This window comes from Pseudomonas sp. C 49-2 (genome assembly GCF_003970195.1).
Classification (GTDB): domain Bacteria; phylum Pseudomonadota; class Gammaproteobacteria; order Pseudomonadales; family Pseudomonadaceae; genus Aquipseudomonas; species Aquipseudomonas canadensis.
Genome location: NZ_RXYG01000004.1, coordinates 437,891 through 452,742, shown reverse-complemented (window position 1 = coordinate 452,742; position 14,852 = coordinate 437,891). Strand labels below are relative to the sequence as shown.

Below are 14,852 nucleotides of genomic sequence, written 5' to 3'. Positions count from 1 at the left end.
CAGTGCGGGGCAGGTTCGGCGATACACCGCAGTTGCATTTATCAGTTTCAGGAACCCGTCATGACACAAAAGCAGCGTTTGAAATATTCGATTCTGATTGCCCTGGCCGTACTGGCGACGATGTTTGGCCTGTCCTATTTGCAGAACACCGGGGTTATCAGTGAGAAGACATTCCAGACCATCGCCATTGCCGTCGCCGTGGTTGTAGTCGTGATCAACGGCATCATGCGCCGCAAGGTCAAGCTATAAGGGCGATCAAGCGCGACCTTCGAGCACCTTGGCAGCCTCTTCATGGAGGCTGTAGCTTTTATCCGCATTGAGGGTGATCACGCCCTCGCTGCACAGGCGCTTGAGCACCTCGCGCACGCTGAGAAACGACAACGGGATGCCCAGCTCCAGCAGATGACTGTGCACACCGCGTACCCCGAGGGTGCGCCTATTGTCGGCGGCGGTGAGCAGGGCGTCGATGACCTTCAGCCGGATCAGGCTGGTGCGCAAGCCAAAACACTTGAGCAGGTGGCGGATACGCTGGTTGCCTTGTTGTTCGGGCGCTTTGCCGAACGCTTGTGCGCCGTTGCCGAAACTGGCCTCGGCAGCCGGTGAATGTCCATCCGTGGGCACTTGCGGGTTGTACATGCAAAAACTCCTTATCAGAGCCTGATCAGGAAAAAATGAGCGCTCTTGGTTAATAAGACGAACGAGCGAGCGAAATCATGAAGTCCCGGATGTAGAAATTTTGTCGGTATCGGTTTTGTCACATCTGCGCCGCCTTAAATAAACGTGCCGTCGCGCTAAATTATTCCTGGTGATTTGCGTTCTTACGGTGGGGTCATTACCCCTTGTGAGGCGGTTAAATCTGACGGTGGAGTTTGCGTGATTATTTCCAATGGGTTGTCCAGGGTATGTGTGGCGGGCGTGTTGCTGGGCTTGAGCCTGGCCGTCTCGGCGCGGGAACAAGTGACGCAAGCCTCGGCGGATATCCGGCGTACCAGTTACGGCGTGCCGCACATTCGCGCCAGCGATGAGCGTGGCCTGGGCTTCGGCATCGGCTACGCCTACGCCCAGGACAACCTGTGCCTGCTGGCCAATGAAGTGGTCACGGTGAATGGCGAGCGCGCCAAGTTCTTCGGCCCCGAGCAGGCGACCCTGGAAGAGCGCAACAACCTGGCCAGTGATGTGTTTTTCACGTGGCTCAATACGCCGGAATCGGTCGCCGCGTTCTGGAAAGCGCAAAGCCCGCAGATCCAACAGCGTATCGAAGGTTACGTGGCCGGCTACAACCGCTACCTGAAAGAGCAGGGCGCTCCGGCGCAGTGTCAGGCGGCGTGGGTGCGGCCCTTGGTGGCTGAAGACTTGGTCAAGCTGACCCGTAGGTTATTGGTGGAAGGCGGTGTCGGCCAATTCGCTGAAGCCCTGGTCGGTGCGACGCCGCCCCACGCCACAGCCAGTGTACCGACCGACTCGAAAGCCTTTGAATTGGCCGCCGCCAATCAGCAGCGCTTCGCCTTCGATCGCGGCAGCAACGCCGTGGCGGTGGGCCGCGATCGATCGTTCAACGGGCGCGGCATGTTGCTGGCCAACCCGCATTTCCCGTGGGTGGGCGGCATGCGCTTTTATGAAATGCACCTGACCATCCCCGGTCAGCTGGATGTCATGGGCGCGGCGTTGCCGGGCCTGCCGGTGATCAATATCGGCTTCAACCAGCATGTGGCGTGGACCCACACCGTGGACACGTCCAAGCACTTCACCCTGTATCGCCTGACCCTGGACCCGAAGGATTCCACGCGCTATCTGCTTGATGGCAAATCCGTTGCCCTGGATAAAACCACGGTGACGGTGCAGGTCAAACAAGCCGATGGCAGCCTCAAGGGCCAGTCGCACACCGTCTATAGCTCGCAATTCGGCCCGGTGGTGCAATGGCCGGGCAAGCTCGACTGGGACAGCCATTACGCCTTCAGCCTGCGTGACGCCAACCTGGGCAACGACCGCGTGCTGCAACAGTGGTACGCGATGAACCGCGCGGGCAGCCTCGACCAACTGAAAGCCTCGGTGCACACCCTGCAAGGTATCCCGTGGGTCAACACCCTGGCCGCCGATGACCAGGGCCAGAGCCTGTACATGAACCAGTCGGTGGTGCCCAACGTCAGCGCGGCCAAACTCGCACAATGCAGCGACCCACGTGCCGGCCTGCAGATGATCATGCTCGACGGCGCCCACAGCGCCTGCGCCTGGGACGTTGACCCACGCGCAGCCCAGGCCGGCATCTTCGCGGCCGACCAACTGCCGCAACTGCAACGCACCGACTACGTCCAGCACTCCAACGACTCGGCCTGGCTGGCCAACCCCAAGGCGCCGCTCACCGGCTTCTCCCCGGTGATCAGCCAGGACCACATCGGCCTTGGCCCGCGCGCGCGTTTTGCCTTGCAACGCCTGCAAACCCTGGACAAACCGATCAGCGTCACCGACCTGCAAAACATGGTGATGGACAACGAGGTGTACCTGGCGAGCCAAGTCATGCCCGACCTGCTCGCATTCTGCGCCAAAGACCTCGGCGCCGACGCGACTGCGCTGCAACCCCTGTGCACCCACCTGAAAAACTGGGACCAGCACGCCAACCTCGACAGCGGCATCGGCCTGGTGCACTTCATCAACCTGGTGCAACACCTGCAGCAAATTCCCGATGCCTGGCGCGTCGCCTTCGACCCGGCGCAACCCCTCACCACGCCACGTGGCCTAGCTATCGACCGCACCGATGTCGCCAAAGCCCTGCGCGAAGCCATGCTGGCGTCCACCGCCGACGTCGCCAAACTCGGCCTCACCGCCGACAGCACCTGGGGCGACTTCCAAGTCTCCGGCCAAACCCCGATCCACGGCGGCCCGCAAGAACTGGGGATCTACAACGCCATGCAAACCGTGCCCCGCGCCGACGGCAAGCGCGAAGTGGTCAGCGGCACCAGCTACCTGCAAATCGTCACCTTCGACGACGAGGGGCCCCACGCCCAAGGCGTACTCGCGTTCTCAGAGTCCAGCAACCCGGCGTCAAAACACGCCAAGGACCAGACCCAAGCCTTCTCCCAGAAAAAGCTCAGCCCGTTGCCCTTCACCGAAGCGCAAATCAAGGCCGACCCGCACTATCAACAACTGCGCATCAAGGAGTAGGGCAGGTGCGCAACCCCTTGATGCCAATACGAAATATTTTTGAAATCAAGGGGTTGCACGCATTGGCAAATACGTACATAATGGCGCCCATCGAACGCAACGAAGCATTAAAAACTTCAATGTATTCAATGAGTTAGAGTAGAGGCAGGGTTTTACAGCCCACTCAAGTTTTTATCCGGTGAGTGTCAGCAGTCAGGACATTGATCGTTTGAGGCCGAGTAGCAAAATGGTTATGCAGCGGATTGCAAATCCGCCTACGCCGGTTCGATTCCGACCTCGGCCTCCACTCTTTAAAACCCCGTAGATTAACGTCTACGGGGTTTTTTATTGGCTTTGAAAAAGTTTTGGAAGTCCGGCGCGTTAGGAATTGACTCTGAAACGCCTTGCCATTGCGCAAGGCTTTCTGCCGTTCGTCCAGTACATCGCACTCGCTGACCACTACCTGATCCCATGTTTAAGCGCCGATATCCCGAGCGTAAGAACGGAGAGCCAGCATGGAAATCAATGAAAATGCCCCTGGGAATATTTCTCAGCAGGATGTAACCCGCGGCACCGACAATGAGACAGGGCACGATCCGAAGCGCGATGAGGAGGGTGTTCCGTTGCCGCCGGACGATGACGCGCCTCTTGAAGAGGACATGTCGGATGTAGACGCCGCTGATTCAGTGGCGAGCGAGCATCCCGACAACTGAACATTTGTTATTCAATGAGCCCGACCGCTGCGTCGGGCTTATAGGGCCTGAGACCTGACGATCCTCTGGTCTTTGACCTCACCTGCATACGCCCGCAATTTCTCCTGCTGCGCCGCCAGCAGCGCGCAAATCTTCATCAATGCCACTGCCTCATCCGGCGTCTTGCCGCTGGCCGCCAAAGCGCTCAGCTCAACCACCGACCACCCAATCACCGCCGACGCATCTTCCAAGTCGTAGAACAGTTCCTGCTGCGCCGTCCTAGGCCCGTCGAGGCCTTTTATCAACTCATCCATTTATGCATCCTGCCGCTGCAGTTCAAGCCCCATCACATCCATCCCGATTTCAGCCAGGTCCGTCTTGAACGGAATTTCTCCGATCCACTTGAACCCAAACGCCTCATAAAACCGTCGTGCATCGGGATTGGACTTGAGCACCGTCAGCCACAGCGAGCGCTCACCACGCGTTACAGCCTGGTCGCAAATGAACTGCATAAATCGCTTCCCATACCCGCGCCCTGCGGCGGATTTTAGAAAGTAGATCTTGCGCAGTTCTGCGCCAACTTCGCCTGTTATGGGCGCCGGCGCCGACCAGTTGATCTTTGCCAGGCCTACGACTTGCGCGTTGTCATCTGAAGCGAGCAGCCATAGAGGGCTGTCGGATGTTTCGAGTGATTGGCGCAAGGCGTCGTGGGAAAAGTCCCGATCAAGAAACGCCTGCAATCCGGCAGGCGACCAGATGTGTGCAAAGTGTTCTCGATAGGTGGTGCAGCCGACTTCGTGCAGGGCTTCAAGATCGGCTGGGGTCGCTGGATAGATACGGAGCATGGTGGTTCTCGTGTCAGTCGGTTGCCAGGCGGTGATCATGCGACATTCGCGCTTAAGGAACGAGGCTATCGTCGAAATCTTCACGTTCGATGGTTGCATAAGCTTGCTCGCGAATCCCGCCTTCGGAATAGGTACAAAGCCGCCGTGTGGCTTTTTTTCCCTGCGGACGCACGACCACTCCCTCGCTCATCTCGGGGTCGTTGGGTTCTCCGGGTGTAAAGTTGGTGCGCACCATACGGTCGAAAACGGTGTAGGTAACCCCATGATTGGTAAAGCGCAGATGGGCTTCGCCTCCACCGGAGTAGGCCGTGGAACTGAGCCAGAAGTGACCCTTCGGTGGGCTCGGTTTTTCGGGGTAGCTCAACTCGATTTTGCCGGGCGTACCAAATCGGTATTGCACATAGCCGGTTGTCGCTGAGAAATCGTGCGATGCGCAAACCGAGATCATTTTCGGCCCGGAGTTGCAGCCGAACAACAGTGTTTCTTGCGTCTTGCACAGATAGTTCTGTTCCGACGTCCCCGCAAGCGCTTCGAGCGCAATGGCACCCATCGTCAGGAAGCAAATGCCCTTTAGCATCGTGACGTTAATCCCCATGAGTTTTCCCGTTTTTTCAATGGAACCGTTATCAGTATTTATTCTGGTTGGATGCTCATGACGCAGTGTGTATTCCCAGTCAAGCGTGTGCAAATGTCTCACTTGCCCCCAGTCACATCCAGAAAGGTCCCGGTAACAAACGACGCCTCTTTACCTGCCAGCCACAGTATGGCCCGCGCCACTTCTTCGGGCTCGCCGCCCCGGCCCATCGGGATGCTTTCCTTGACGCGATCCACTCGACCCGGTTCTCCGCCGCTGGCGTGCATTTCGGTGTAGATATGTCCTGGGCGAACGCAGTTGACGCGGATGCCGTCGCGCGCGACTTCCTTGGATAGCCCGATGGTGAAGGTTTCCAGTGCTCCCTTCGACGCTGCGTAGTCGACGTACTCGTTGGGGCTGCCCAACCGCGCGGCGCCCGAGGAGACGTTGATCACGCTGCCGCCGTTGCCGCTGTGTCGAAACGACATGCGCTTCACGGCTTGCTGCGCGCAGAGCATCGGGCCGATGGCATTGATTGCGAAGATGCGTTGCATGCGGGCAAAGTCGAGGTCTTCAAAGCGCGATTGAAGCGCGATGATTGCGGCGTTGTTGACCAGAACGTCGATGCGGCCGAACGTCTCGTCGATGGCTCGAAACAGATGCGCGACCTGTTCCGGGTCGGCACTGTCGGCGCGTATGGCCAAGGCGCGACGTCCGAGCGCTTGCACGTCGGCCACCACGCCGAGTGCGGCGGCCTCATTGTTGATGTAGCTGATGACGACGTCATAGCCTTGCGCTGCCGCGAGCCGCGCCGTTGCCGCGCCTACACCCCGGCTTCCGCCGGTGATCAGAATCAGGGGAGCTGAAGAGCCGGTAGCCATGTCTTGAACCTTTTAAGAGGGAGGTGAATTTAGCCAATTAGCATCGTGCCGGTGGCAATCACCGCGCACGCCAGGACTTTGCGGACAGTCAGTACCTCGCCCAGGAAGAAATAACCGATCAACGCCGCAAACAGTACGCTGGTCTCGCGCAACGCGGAAACCGATCCCATCGGCGATTCAGACATGGCGTAGATAACAATGCCGTAGGCCAGCAGGGAGACCAGCCCACCCATCAAAGCTGTGATGAGCCCCGGGCGCGGGGAAAGCAGGCTGCGTGCGCCGCGCAGACCGATATAAACCAGTGGCATCAGTACGCCCCAGAGGGCGCACATCCAGGCGGTATAGGCCAGCGGCGCACCTGAAAGTCGCGCGCCTATGCCATCGGTGACGCTGTAGGCTGCGATGAAAAAACCCGTGCCCAAGGCGTAAGGCAAGCTGGGGACCGCGAGCCTGCCCTGCCTGAAAGCCAGTGAAATAATGCCGCCCGACACCAGTGCAATGCCGAACAGGGCGCTGGTGCTGAGGGTTTCGCCAGCAAACACCATGGCGAACAATGTGATCAAAATGGGCGAGGAGCCGCGGGCGATCGGGTAGGTTTGCCCGAGATCACCCACTTTGTAGCTGCGCACCAGGAACAGGTTATAACCGACGTGCAAGACACCCGAGAGCGCGGCGTAAGGCCAACTGGCAGCGGCAGGCGCCGGGAGGTACAGCGCAAAGCCCATGCTGACGAGGGCGACCGACAGGCACATCACGGTCATCGACCAGAGCCTGTCGGTGCCGACACGCAGCAGCGCGTTCCAGCTGGCGTGCAAGAGGGCGGCGAAGAGGACGAGTAATACGATAGGAAAGGGCATGCGCCATGTTAAGCAAACTGGGGGCTGGACAACAGCGAAGTCCCTTCATCCTGGCATGAGCCATTACTCATACTATCAACGATAGTGTTGCTGGGCCTGAGTCGACTCCGCCAGCAGCCAGTTACGAAAGCTGATGATGTGAGGCTGTGTTTCGACCCCTTTGGGACAGACAAAGAAATAGGCGACCGGTGAGGCGAACGGCACATCGAACAGCCTTATGAGGCTGCCGTCGTTGATTTCGGCCTCGACATGGCCGCTACGGGCCAAGGCGATGCCCTGGCCCAGCAAGGCGGCTTCTATGGTCATGTTGGTGTCAGCAAACCTGACGCTTTCCTTGAGTGTCGAAACGCCCACGCCGACGTGCTCGAACCAGGCTTCCCACTTGGGCACCAGGTCTGCGCCGTCACGCGTAAGTAGCGGGTAACGCAACAATTCGGCGGGCTCGTTTGGGGTACCAAAACGGTTAAGCAGGTCAGGGCTGGCCACCGGGAAAATTTGCTCCCTGAGCATGAACTCCGAATGCAAGGCAGGGTAATGACCGTTGCCCAGGCGAATCGCGACATCTGAATCGGCGCTGGAAAAGTTGATCGCTTTGTCACTGGTTTCCAGCGTGATTAGAATTTCCGGGTGCTGCTGCGACAGACCTGGCAACCGGGGCAGCAACCATTTCAGTGCGAAAGAATAGGTGGTGCTGACCTTGAGCCGAACCCTGCCTTTTTGTTCTCTAAGGTCCGTCAATGTGGCTTCCAGGTTCATGAAAAACTCGCGCACGATAGGCGCCAGTGCCGCGCCGGCTGGGGTCAGCCGCAAAGACTTGCCGCGTTGGAAGAGTTGTAACCCCCAGAGGTCTTCAAGGTGCTTGAGTTGGTGGCTGACGGCGCTCTGGGTCACATGCAATTCTTCTGAGGCTGAAGTGAACGTCGCATGTCGGGTCGCGACTTCGAACGCGCGAAGCGTGGCAGTGGGGGGGAGATCTCTCATTGGTGGGTCCCGGCGAGCCTTGTGGTAATCAGTTTTTCCATGAGTGTAGGCTCATGCCAGCCGAATGGTGTGCGCTCATTGAAGCCGGACAGCCTGGCGTTGTGGATTGTTGTGAAGCACAGGTTAATGGCCCATTGCCCATGCTAACGTCGGCGCCAGGCTATCGTCAGCACGACGATTTCATTCGTACCTTCAGGGGAGCAGCGCCGATGTCTACTACCGTAACGCCCGCCGGCAGCGGGGCAAACACGCCTAAAGCGTCACCATCGGCGTTCGATGACAAGTTGAACATTGCCAAGTCCAGCAAAGTGATTGCCGACTATATGCGCCAGACCGCCAAGTCGGCGCAAATCACCGAAATCAGCACTGCCAAAAAAGCCGAGCTGGACTCGACCAAACAACGGCCGCAGAACTGACGGCACCTTGTACCGCCGGGCTTACAAACCCTACCAACAGGTTACACGATAGCCGTGACGCATTTGAGTTGGCACTGTCATATCCAGCGAGAAGTTAATCTCGTCAAGTAAGAGAGTGTGGTCATGAAGTTGAGTTATCTAACCAAGGCGGCAGTGGTTGTCGCGCTGTTGTCGACCTTGTCGGGCTGCTGGATGTTCATGTCGCCGGGTGGCGGCGGTGGTGGTGGTCACGGTGGAGGGCACGGGCAAGGCGGCGGCCCTGGCGGTGGTGGCGGCCCGCGCTGACGGGTAGAGACTGGAGGCAAGCCTGGATGAACGGCTTGCCTCTTTTTTTGCCTCCGATAAACCCCAGGCAAAGAAAAGCCCGCGTGGGGCGCGCGGGCTAAAAGGATGTTCATTAGGAGCTGGATTCACCATATGCCCCTATCTGTGAAAGGTTTGTGAAAGCTTTGGCAAAAAAGTGTATGCCTCAATCGTAACGTGGCTGTACGGGGCAGGGCAGTCCATAACCCTCTACTGTCGCTGGCATACCCCTCCGCTTGGATGCCGCGTTATGTTCATGTCTACCAGCTTGTTGTCAGCTTTTGTGCTGTTTGCCTTCGTGTCTTCGATCACCCCGGGGCCCAATAACACTATGTTGCTTGCGTCGGGGGTGAACTTCGGGTTTCGCCGCTCGATGCCCCACGCGCTGGGGATCAGCATTGGTTTCATGCTGCTGGTGATTTCGGTAGGCCTGGGGTTGGGTGAGGTGTTCAAGGTGTTTCCGTGGGCGTATACCGTGCTGCGCTACGTGGGCGCAGCCTATCTGCTGTACCTGGCGTGGAAGATTGCGACGGCGGGCGGCATGTCCGACAGCCCTGATGAACAGGGCAAGCCCATGACCTTCCTTGGCGCTGCGGCGTTCCAGTGGGTGAACCCCAAGGCCTGGATCATGGCGTTGGGGGCAATCACCACCTATACGCCGGCTGAAGGCTACGTCACCAATGTGCTGGTGATTGCGCTGGTGTTCGCCGTGGTCAACCTGCCCAGCGTCTGTGTGTGGGTCGTGTGTGGCAGCGGCTTGCGCAATGTGTTGCGTGAGCCGCGCTGGTTGCGGGTGTTCAATTGGTCGATGGCGGTGTTGCTGGTGCTGTCTCTGTACCCGATGCTGGTTGTCAGCTGAGGGCCGCTTCAGACAGGTGAGATGGTTGCCAGCAGGCCGATGCCGATGGTGAGTACCAAAAAGCCGAACAGGAAAAGTGCCATCTTGGTCATAAGGCCTCCGAAGGGAAGGGGGTGGGGATGGCGCTATTGTCCGTCCAGGAGGCGTTTCGATACAGATGCAGATGGCAAAGAAAAAACCGTATCAGATGCGCTTGCGGCTGTTCTGCCGGGGGCTTTGAAGGGGTAAGGTTTTTTCAGGCTCAGTGCCTGAGACAGCCAACGCATTTGCCCCTAAGATGGCGCCCACTGCATCAACAATAAGAGTGGGCCAACCCTCGATGGAAAGACGTCAATTCAGCGGTGGCATGAAAGGCAAGAACCTGCGCTACCTCAACGAAACCTCGCAGCCGGCGTCGGTCACCCGCGTCGGCTTCCTGTTGCTCGAACACTTCTCCCTGCCGGCTTTCACCCAGACCCTCGACACGTTCGTTACCGCCAACCTGCTGCGTCCCGACCTGTTTGCCTCGCGTACGTTCGGCTGTGATGAGGGTGAAGTCATCAGCGACCTTGGTCTGGTGATCCGCCCGGATGCACGCCTGGACGTGGTTGCGCTGCAAGACCTGGAACTGCTGGTGATCTGCGGCGGCTTTCGCACGGAACTCAAGGCCGGCGAAGACTTCATTCATTTGCTGCGCGCTGCCGCCGAACAGGGCATCAGCCTCGCCGGCCTGTGGAACGGCGCTTGGTTCCTTGGCCGTGCCGGACTGTTACAAGGCTATCGCTGCGCCATCCACCCGGAACATCGCCCGGCACTGGCAGAAGTGTCCAAGGCCACCCACGTCACCAGCGAACCCTACGTGATCGATCGCGACCGCCTTACCGCCTCGAGCCCGTCTGGAGCCTTCCACATGGCGCTGGACTGGATCAAGGGCCTGCATGACAAGGCTCTGGTCGAAGGTATCGAAGACATCCTGGCCTTTGAAGAGTCCCGCTACCGGCGCATCAAACCCACTGAAAACGTCAGTGTCAGCGCGCCCCTGCGTGAAGTGGTGAAGCTGATGGACGCCAACCTGGAAGAACCCCTGGAACTGGATCAACTCGCGGTCTACGCCGGCCGCTCCCGGCGCCAGTTGGAGCGCTTGTTCAAGGAACAACTGGGCACCACGCCGCAGCGCTACTACATGGAACTGCGCGTGACCGAAGCGCGGCGGCTGTTGCAGCACACCGAGTTGTCACAGGTGGAGGTGCTGGTGGCGTGTGGGTTTGTTTCGCCCAGTCATTTCAGCAAGTGCTATAGCTCGTATTTCGGATATCGCCCCTCGAAGGAGAAGCGGTTGGTCAAGTAAGGTGCTGACTGACCGATTTTCTCAAGGAAGGATTATGCCTCTGACGCTTTTGGATCGTTATCGCGGTAGTTTGCTGGGCCTGGCCTGCGGCGATGCAGTGGGCACAACAGTTGAATTCATGCCACGCGGCACATTCACACCGCTCACCGATATGGTGGGTGGAGGTCCGTTCAGCCTGAAGCCGGGCCAATGGACAGATGACACCTCAATGGCGCTGTGTTTGGCCGAAAGCCTGCTGTGCAAAGGTGGATTCGACGCAGCCGACCAGATGGGCCGTTATTTGAACTGGTGGAAGTGGGGCTACTTGAGCTCCACGGGCGATTGCTTTGATATCGGTATGACCGTGCGCTCTGCACTCACGGCATTCGAGACGCACGGTGATCCATTTGCGGGCTCTACTGATCCTTTTTCTGCGGGCAACGGCTCGCTTATGCGTCTCGCGCCGATAGTGTTGTTTTACTTCCCTGACGTTCACTCTATCGACGATTTTTCCCGTCAAAGTTCTCGTACGACGCATGGCGCTCAAGAGGCAATCGAGTGCTGCGTGGTGCTGGCGCGGGCAATCAGTAATGCGTTGAGTGGTGCGACAAAGGAGCAGATGTTGAGTGTTTCACGCGCCGGTATCTCTGCGCCGAAGGTCGTAGCAATTGCCCAGGGGGATTATTGCAGCAAGAGGCTCGCGCAAATCACGGGTTCTGGTTACGCGGTGGCCTCATTAGAAGCGGCGCTGTGGTGTGTCCTTCAGACTGACAACTTCGCCGACGCGGTGTTGGCGGCCGCGAACCTGGGCGATGATGCCGACACAACGGCTGCTATCGTTGGGCAATTGGCGGGCGCATATTATGGCGTGCAAGGTATTCCGCAGGCGTGGTTGGAGAAGCTTTGCATGCGTGATGACATTGAAGAAATGGCTGACGCATTGTTCAAGGCCTCTACTTAAAACCTGTTACCCATCAACTAAGGGATCACGAAGCTCCCTGAAGTGAGCCGATTTGCTGGGGTAAACAGGCTTGTTGTGGTGAGCAGGCTTGCCCTGCGCTGGGCCGCGGAGCGGCCCCACTACAGGCACCGCAATTCTTCAGTCGGACATCGGCCGTCTGGGTTTAGGGCTGCTTCGCAGCCCAGCGCAGGGCAAGCCTGCTCACTACAGAGAGCTCAGAATCGGTCCAGGCGATAGGGGGCCACTGACGGTGCCTGGCCCACTCTCGCCAACTCCCCAACCCACTCCGCCGTCACCGCCGCCTGCGTCAGCCCTAAATGCTGATGCCCAAACGCAAGCAGCACCTTCCCGTCACACACTCGGTCAATCACTGGCAGTGAGTCTGGCAACGACGGCCGAAACCCCATCCACGGGGTTGCACCTTCTGCACTCAAGTCCTCGCGAAACAACCCCTTGCTCAACCGATGCAGTTGCCAGGCACGCTCCATATTCGCAGGGCGATCAAGGCCGGCGAATTCCACCGTGCCGGCCAGGCGCAAGCCGTCGGTCATGGGCGTCATGATGAATTTGCGCTCCAGGGAGGTGACCGCAAACGGCAGACGGTGGTGTTCATGGGGCAGCATCAGGTGGTAGCCGCGCTCGGTGTCCAGCGGGACTTTTTTGCCGGTCAGGGCGGCGGTCAGTTTGGCCGAATGGGCGCCGCAGGCGATCAGCACCTGGCGTGCGCTCAGCAGCCCCTGGTCAGTGGAGAGTGAGATGCCCTGTGCGTCGACGCGGCCATCCAGCACCTGGCGGTTAAGAAACTGCACGCCGCTGGCCCTGGCTGCCCGCACCAGTTCGCAGACCACGTGGTAAGGATCAAGAAAGTGCCCGGTGCCGGGAAAAAACAGCCCGCCCTGAATGTTGTCGCTCAACTGCGGTGCAGCCCCGCGTATGGCATCGCTGGACCAGAACGCCACCGGCACCTGCTGCCGTTGCATGCGCTGCTGCAAGGCATTGAGGGCTTCCCGTGAATCCGCCCGTTCAAACACCAGCAGCGAGCCATCCTCACGCAGCAACTCCGAGCACCCGATGCTGTGCAGCAGGCGCTGCCACGCGCCCAGGCTGCCTTCATTGAGCGCGCGGATACCCGCGACTGTGCGTTGATAGTTCGCCGAACGCAGGTTCAGCAGCAAACGCACGAACCAGGGCAGGGCGTGCGGCAGGTATTTCCAATCCAGGCGCAGCGGGCCCATGGGGTCCAGCAGCATGCCGGGCAAACGTTTGAGGATCGATAGGTCGGCGATGGGAAACACTTGCTCGGTCGCCAGGTGCCCGGCGTTGCCGTACGACGCGCCCATACCGGGTTCCTGCTGGTCGACCACCAGTACTTGGCGCCCCTGACGCGCCAGTTGCAGGGCACAGGCGACGCCGATGATGCCGGCGCCGACCACGATGATATCCGGATCGGACATGGCCTACGCCTCCCTCTGGCCATCGAGCAAGCGCCGCAGCAGCAAAGGGTTGCCGTTCTGGAGCGCGGCAGGCAACAGTGCATCGGGGAAGTCTTGATAACACACGGGGCGCAAAAACCGTTGGATCGCCGCCGTGCCCACCGACGTGCTGCGCGAATCCGATGTGGCGGGAAAGGGCCCACCATGAACCATGGCATCACAGACTTCCACACCCGTCGGCCAGCCGTTGACCAGCAGGCGACCGGCCTTGCGCTCAAGCACCGGCAGCAGGGCTTTGGCACTTGGCAGATCGTCGTCATCCATCTGCAGGGTGGCGGTCAGTTGGCCTTCCAGGTGTTCGGAAACCTGGTGCAGCTCCTCGCCGTTGGCACATACGACGATCAATGAAGCGGCGCCGAAGACTTCGGCTTGCAGGTGTTCATTCGCTAAAAACGCTGGAGCCTGAGTCACGAACAAGTGGGCCTGGCCTCTGTTGGGGCCTTCTGCTGGCAACCCTTTTGCCGCCACCTTGGCGTGTTCTGTCAGTACGGCCACGCCTGAGTCGAAGGCACTGAAAATACCGGGGGTCAGCATGGTCTGCGCTGCACAGTTGCGCAGCATGTCACTCGCCGTGCTGATGAAGCGATCCAGCGCAGGCCCTTGGACCGCGATCACCAACCCAGGGTTGGTGCAAAACTGCCCGGCGCCTTGGGTCAGCGACGCCACGAAGCCTTTTGCCAACGCTTCGCCGCGCGCGCCCAATGCGGCTGGGAACAGGTACACCGGGTTGATTGAGCTCATTTCCGCATACACCGGAATTGGCTCTGCCCGTGCCTGCGCCGCCTGGGTCAACGCCACACCACCGCTGCGCGAGCCGGTAAAGCCAACTGCCTTGATGCGCGGATCGGTGACCAACGCAATCCCCACCTCGCGACCTGAACCGTACAGCAACGAAAACACGCCCTCGGGCAAACCACAGGCCTGAACGGCTTGCGCCACCGCCCGGCCTACCAGTTCACTGGTGCCTGGATGCGCGCCATGGGCCTTGACCACCACCGGGCAACCGGCGGCCAGCGCGGAGGCGGTATCGCCACCCGCCACGGAAAACGCCAGGGGGAAGTTGCTCGCACCAAACACGGCCACCGGGCCCAGCGCGATATGGCGCTGGCGCAGGTCTGGGCGAGGCAGCGGCTGGCGTTGCGGCTGTGCAGGGTCCACTCGTACATCCAACCATTCCCCGGCGCGTACGGTGCGGGCGAAGGTGCGCAGTTGGCCGCAAGTACGCCCGCGTTCGCCTTGAATGCGTGCGTGGGGCAGGCCGGTTTCTGCGACGGCACGTTCGATCAGCTCATCACCCAGGGCTTCGATTTGCGCGGCGATGGTCTCAAGGAATGTGGCTCGGACCTCCAGCGAGGTTTCGCGGTACCCTTCAAACGCTGTCCACGCCAGAGCGCACGCCTGGGCCACTTGTTCGCCGTCGCCGCCCGGATAGGCCGGTTCCAGGGGGGTGTCGGTCGCGGGATTGATCGCCCGGATCGCCTCGCGATTGCCGGTAGTGGCGTGCTGACCGATCAGCATTTTGCCCGTCAGAGTCATGGGATCGTCC

General features: G+C 59.7%; 17 protein-coding genes and 1 tRNA gene. 9 read left to right on the top strand and 9 right to left on the bottom strand.

Annotation, left to right across the window (positions count from 1 at the left end; genetic code table 11):
- The first annotated feature begins 60 nt into the window (after positions 1–60).
- The gene (locus EJ576_RS10995; RefSeq protein ID WP_010210250.1) at positions 61–249 is read left to right on the top strand and encodes a hypothetical protein; all 189 of its coding nucleotides are present in this window, start codon (positions 61–63) and stop codon (positions 247–249) included.
- A gap of 6 nt (positions 250–255) precedes the next feature.
- Here the strand turns inward: EJ576_RS10995 and EJ576_RS10990 are convergent, their stop codons facing one another.
- A complete protein-coding gene (locus tag EJ576_RS10990) occupies positions 256–636 on the bottom strand; it encodes a fe2+ zn2+ uptake regulation protein (protein ID WP_068932928.1) in 381 nt (126 codons plus the stop codon).
- Positions 637–873: 237 nt separating this feature from the next.
- On the opposite strand from EJ576_RS10990, the gene EJ576_RS10985 reads away from it, so the two are divergent.
- The 3 genes from EJ576_RS10985 to EJ576_RS10975 all read left to right on the top strand — a co-directional run bounded on the left by EJ576_RS10985 (position 874) and on the right by EJ576_RS10975 (position 3,851).
- Positions 874–3,159: an acylase gene (locus EJ576_RS10985; RefSeq protein ID WP_126570345.1), complete on the top strand. Its 2,286-nt coding sequence runs from the start codon at positions 874–876 to the stop codon at positions 3,157–3,159.
- Positions 3,160–3,371: 212 nt separating this feature from the next.
- Positions 3,372–3,445, top strand: a tRNA-Cys gene (locus tag EJ576_RS10980).
- Positions 3,446–3,653: 208 nt separating this feature from the next.
- Positions 3,654–3,851: a hypothetical protein gene (locus tag EJ576_RS10975; protein WP_028616273.1), complete on the top strand. Its 198-nt coding sequence runs from the start codon at positions 3,654–3,656 to the stop codon at positions 3,849–3,851.
- 38 nt (positions 3,852–3,889) lie between these two features.
- Here EJ576_RS10975 and EJ576_RS10970 read toward each other — a convergent pair whose 3' ends face one another.
- The 6 genes from EJ576_RS10970 to gcvA all read right to left on the bottom strand — a co-directional run bounded on the left by EJ576_RS10970 (position 3,890) and on the right by gcvA (position 7,968).
- Positions 3,890–4,144 carry a hypothetical protein gene (locus tag EJ576_RS10970; protein WP_126570344.1) on the bottom strand — a complete coding sequence of 85 codons (255 nt, stop codon included), beginning with the start codon at positions 4,142–4,144 and terminating at the stop codon, positions 3,890–3,892.
- On the bottom strand, positions 4,145–4,675 hold the full coding sequence (locus EJ576_RS10965) for a GNAT family N-acetyltransferase (RefSeq protein WP_126570343.1): 531 nt from the start codon (positions 4,673–4,675) through the stop codon (positions 4,145–4,147).
- 52 nt (positions 4,676–4,727) lie between these two features.
- Positions 4,728–5,363 (bottom strand): hypothetical protein, encoded by a 636-nt coding sequence (locus EJ576_RS10960; RefSeq protein WP_126570342.1) that lies wholly within the window; start codon positions 5,361–5,363, stop codon positions 4,728–4,730.
- A gap of 5 nt (positions 5,364–5,368) precedes the next feature.
- Positions 5,369–6,130 (bottom strand): SDR family oxidoreductase, encoded by a 762-nt coding sequence (locus tag EJ576_RS10955; RefSeq protein WP_122727205.1) that lies wholly within the window; start codon positions 6,128–6,130, stop codon positions 5,369–5,371.
- A gap of 29 nt (positions 6,131–6,159) precedes the next feature.
- Positions 6,160–6,987, bottom strand: a complete 828-nt coding sequence (locus EJ576_RS10950) for a DMT family transporter (protein ID WP_126570341.1) — start codon at positions 6,985–6,987, stop codon at positions 6,160–6,162.
- Positions 6,988–7,062: 75 nt separating this feature from the next.
- Positions 7,063–7,968, bottom strand: a complete 906-nt coding sequence (gene gcvA, locus EJ576_RS10945; protein ID WP_122727201.1) for a transcriptional regulator GcvA — start codon at positions 7,966–7,968, stop codon at positions 7,063–7,065.
- Positions 7,969–8,177: 209 nt separating this feature from the next.
- On the opposite strand from gcvA, the gene EJ576_RS10940 reads away from it, so the two are divergent.
- The 5 genes from EJ576_RS10940 to EJ576_RS10925 all read left to right on the top strand — a co-directional run bounded on the left by EJ576_RS10940 (position 8,178) and on the right by EJ576_RS10925 (position 11,813).
- The gene (locus EJ576_RS10940; protein WP_126570340.1) at positions 8,178–8,384 is read left to right on the top strand and encodes a hypothetical protein; all 207 of its coding nucleotides are present in this window, start codon (positions 8,178–8,180) and stop codon (positions 8,382–8,384) included.
- Between the two features lie 123 nt (positions 8,385–8,507).
- Positions 8,508–8,669, top strand: a complete 162-nt coding sequence (locus tag EJ576_RS29775) for a hypothetical protein (protein ID WP_178083531.1) — start codon at positions 8,508–8,510, stop codon at positions 8,667–8,669.
- 268 nt (positions 8,670–8,937) lie between these two features.
- Positions 8,938–9,546: a LysE family translocator gene (locus tag EJ576_RS10935; RefSeq protein WP_123477598.1), complete on the top strand. Its 609-nt coding sequence runs from the start codon at positions 8,938–8,940 to the stop codon at positions 9,544–9,546.
- Positions 9,547–9,865: 319 nt separating this feature from the next.
- Complete coding sequence (locus EJ576_RS10930; protein ID WP_073860000.1) at positions 9,866–10,873, top strand: GlxA family transcriptional regulator; 1,008 nt, start codon at positions 9,866–9,868, stop codon at positions 10,871–10,873.
- Between the two features lie 34 nt (positions 10,874–10,907).
- Positions 10,908–11,813 carry an ADP-ribosylglycohydrolase family protein gene (locus tag EJ576_RS10925; protein ID WP_126570339.1) on the top strand — a complete coding sequence of 302 codons (906 nt, stop codon included), beginning with the start codon at positions 10,908–10,910 and terminating at the stop codon, positions 11,811–11,813.
- A 215-nt stretch (positions 11,814–12,028) separates the two neighbouring features.
- On the opposite strand, the gene EJ576_RS10920 is transcribed toward EJ576_RS10925, so the two are convergent.
- Both EJ576_RS10920 and EJ576_RS10915 read right to left on the bottom strand, forming a co-directional pair.
- Complete coding sequence (locus tag EJ576_RS10920) at positions 12,029–13,267, bottom strand: FAD-binding oxidoreductase (RefSeq protein ID WP_126570338.1); 1,239 nt, start codon at positions 13,265–13,267, stop codon at positions 12,029–12,031.
- A gap of 3 nt (positions 13,268–13,270) precedes the next feature.
- Complete coding sequence (locus tag EJ576_RS10915) at positions 13,271–14,842, bottom strand: aldehyde dehydrogenase (NADP(+)) (protein ID WP_126570337.1); 1,572 nt, start codon at positions 14,840–14,842, stop codon at positions 13,271–13,273.
- Positions 14,843–14,852 lie beyond the last annotated feature (10 nt).

Excerpts from the sequence above, each read along its gene's own strand:
- EJ576_RS10995 (WP_010210250.1), top strand. The coding sequence starts at position 61 with ATGACACAAAAGCAGCGTTTGAAATATTCGATTCTGATTGCCCTGGCC.
- EJ576_RS10990 (WP_068932928.1), bottom strand. The coding sequence starts at position 636 with ATGTACAACCCGCAAGTGCCCACGGATGGACATTCACCGGCTGCCGAG.
- EJ576_RS10975 (WP_028616273.1), top strand. The coding sequence starts at position 3,654 with ATGGAAATCAATGAAAATGCCCCTGGGAATATTTCTCAGCAGGATGTA.
- EJ576_RS10970 (WP_126570344.1), bottom strand. The coding sequence starts at position 4,144 with ATGGATGAGTTGATAAAAGGCCTCGACGGGCCTAGGACGGCGCAGCAG.
- EJ576_RS10965 (WP_126570343.1), bottom strand. The coding sequence starts at position 4,675 with ATGCTCCGTATCTATCCAGCGACCCCAGCCGATCTTGAAGCCCTGCAC.
- EJ576_RS10955 (WP_122727205.1), bottom strand. The coding sequence starts at position 6,130 with ATGGCTACCGGCTCTTCAGCTCCCCTGATTCTGATCACCGGCGGAAGC.
- EJ576_RS10950 (WP_126570341.1), bottom strand. The coding sequence starts at position 6,987 with ATGCCCTTTCCTATCGTATTACTCGTCCTCTTCGCCGCCCTCTTGCAC.
- gcvA (WP_122727201.1), bottom strand. The coding sequence starts at position 7,968 with ATGAGAGATCTCCCCCCCACTGCCACGCTTCGCGCGTTCGAAGTCGCG.
- EJ576_RS10940 (WP_126570340.1), top strand. The coding sequence starts at position 8,178 with ATGTCTACTACCGTAACGCCCGCCGGCAGCGGGGCAAACACGCCTAAA.
- EJ576_RS29775 (WP_178083531.1), top strand. The coding sequence starts at position 8,508 with ATGAAGTTGAGTTATCTAACCAAGGCGGCAGTGGTTGTCGCGCTGTTG.
- EJ576_RS10935 (WP_123477598.1), top strand. The coding sequence starts at position 8,938 with ATGTTCATGTCTACCAGCTTGTTGTCAGCTTTTGTGCTGTTTGCCTTC.
- EJ576_RS10930 (WP_073860000.1), top strand. The coding sequence starts at position 9,866 with ATGGAAAGACGTCAATTCAGCGGTGGCATGAAAGGCAAGAACCTGCGC.
- EJ576_RS10925 (WP_126570339.1), top strand. The coding sequence starts at position 10,908 with ATGCCTCTGACGCTTTTGGATCGTTATCGCGGTAGTTTGCTGGGCCTG.
- EJ576_RS10920 (WP_126570338.1), bottom strand. The coding sequence starts at position 13,267 with ATGTCCGATCCGGATATCATCGTGGTCGGCGCCGGCATCATCGGCGTC.
- EJ576_RS10915 (WP_126570337.1), bottom strand. The coding sequence starts at position 14,842 with ATGACTCTGACGGGCAAAATGCTGATCGGTCAGCACGCCACTACCGGC.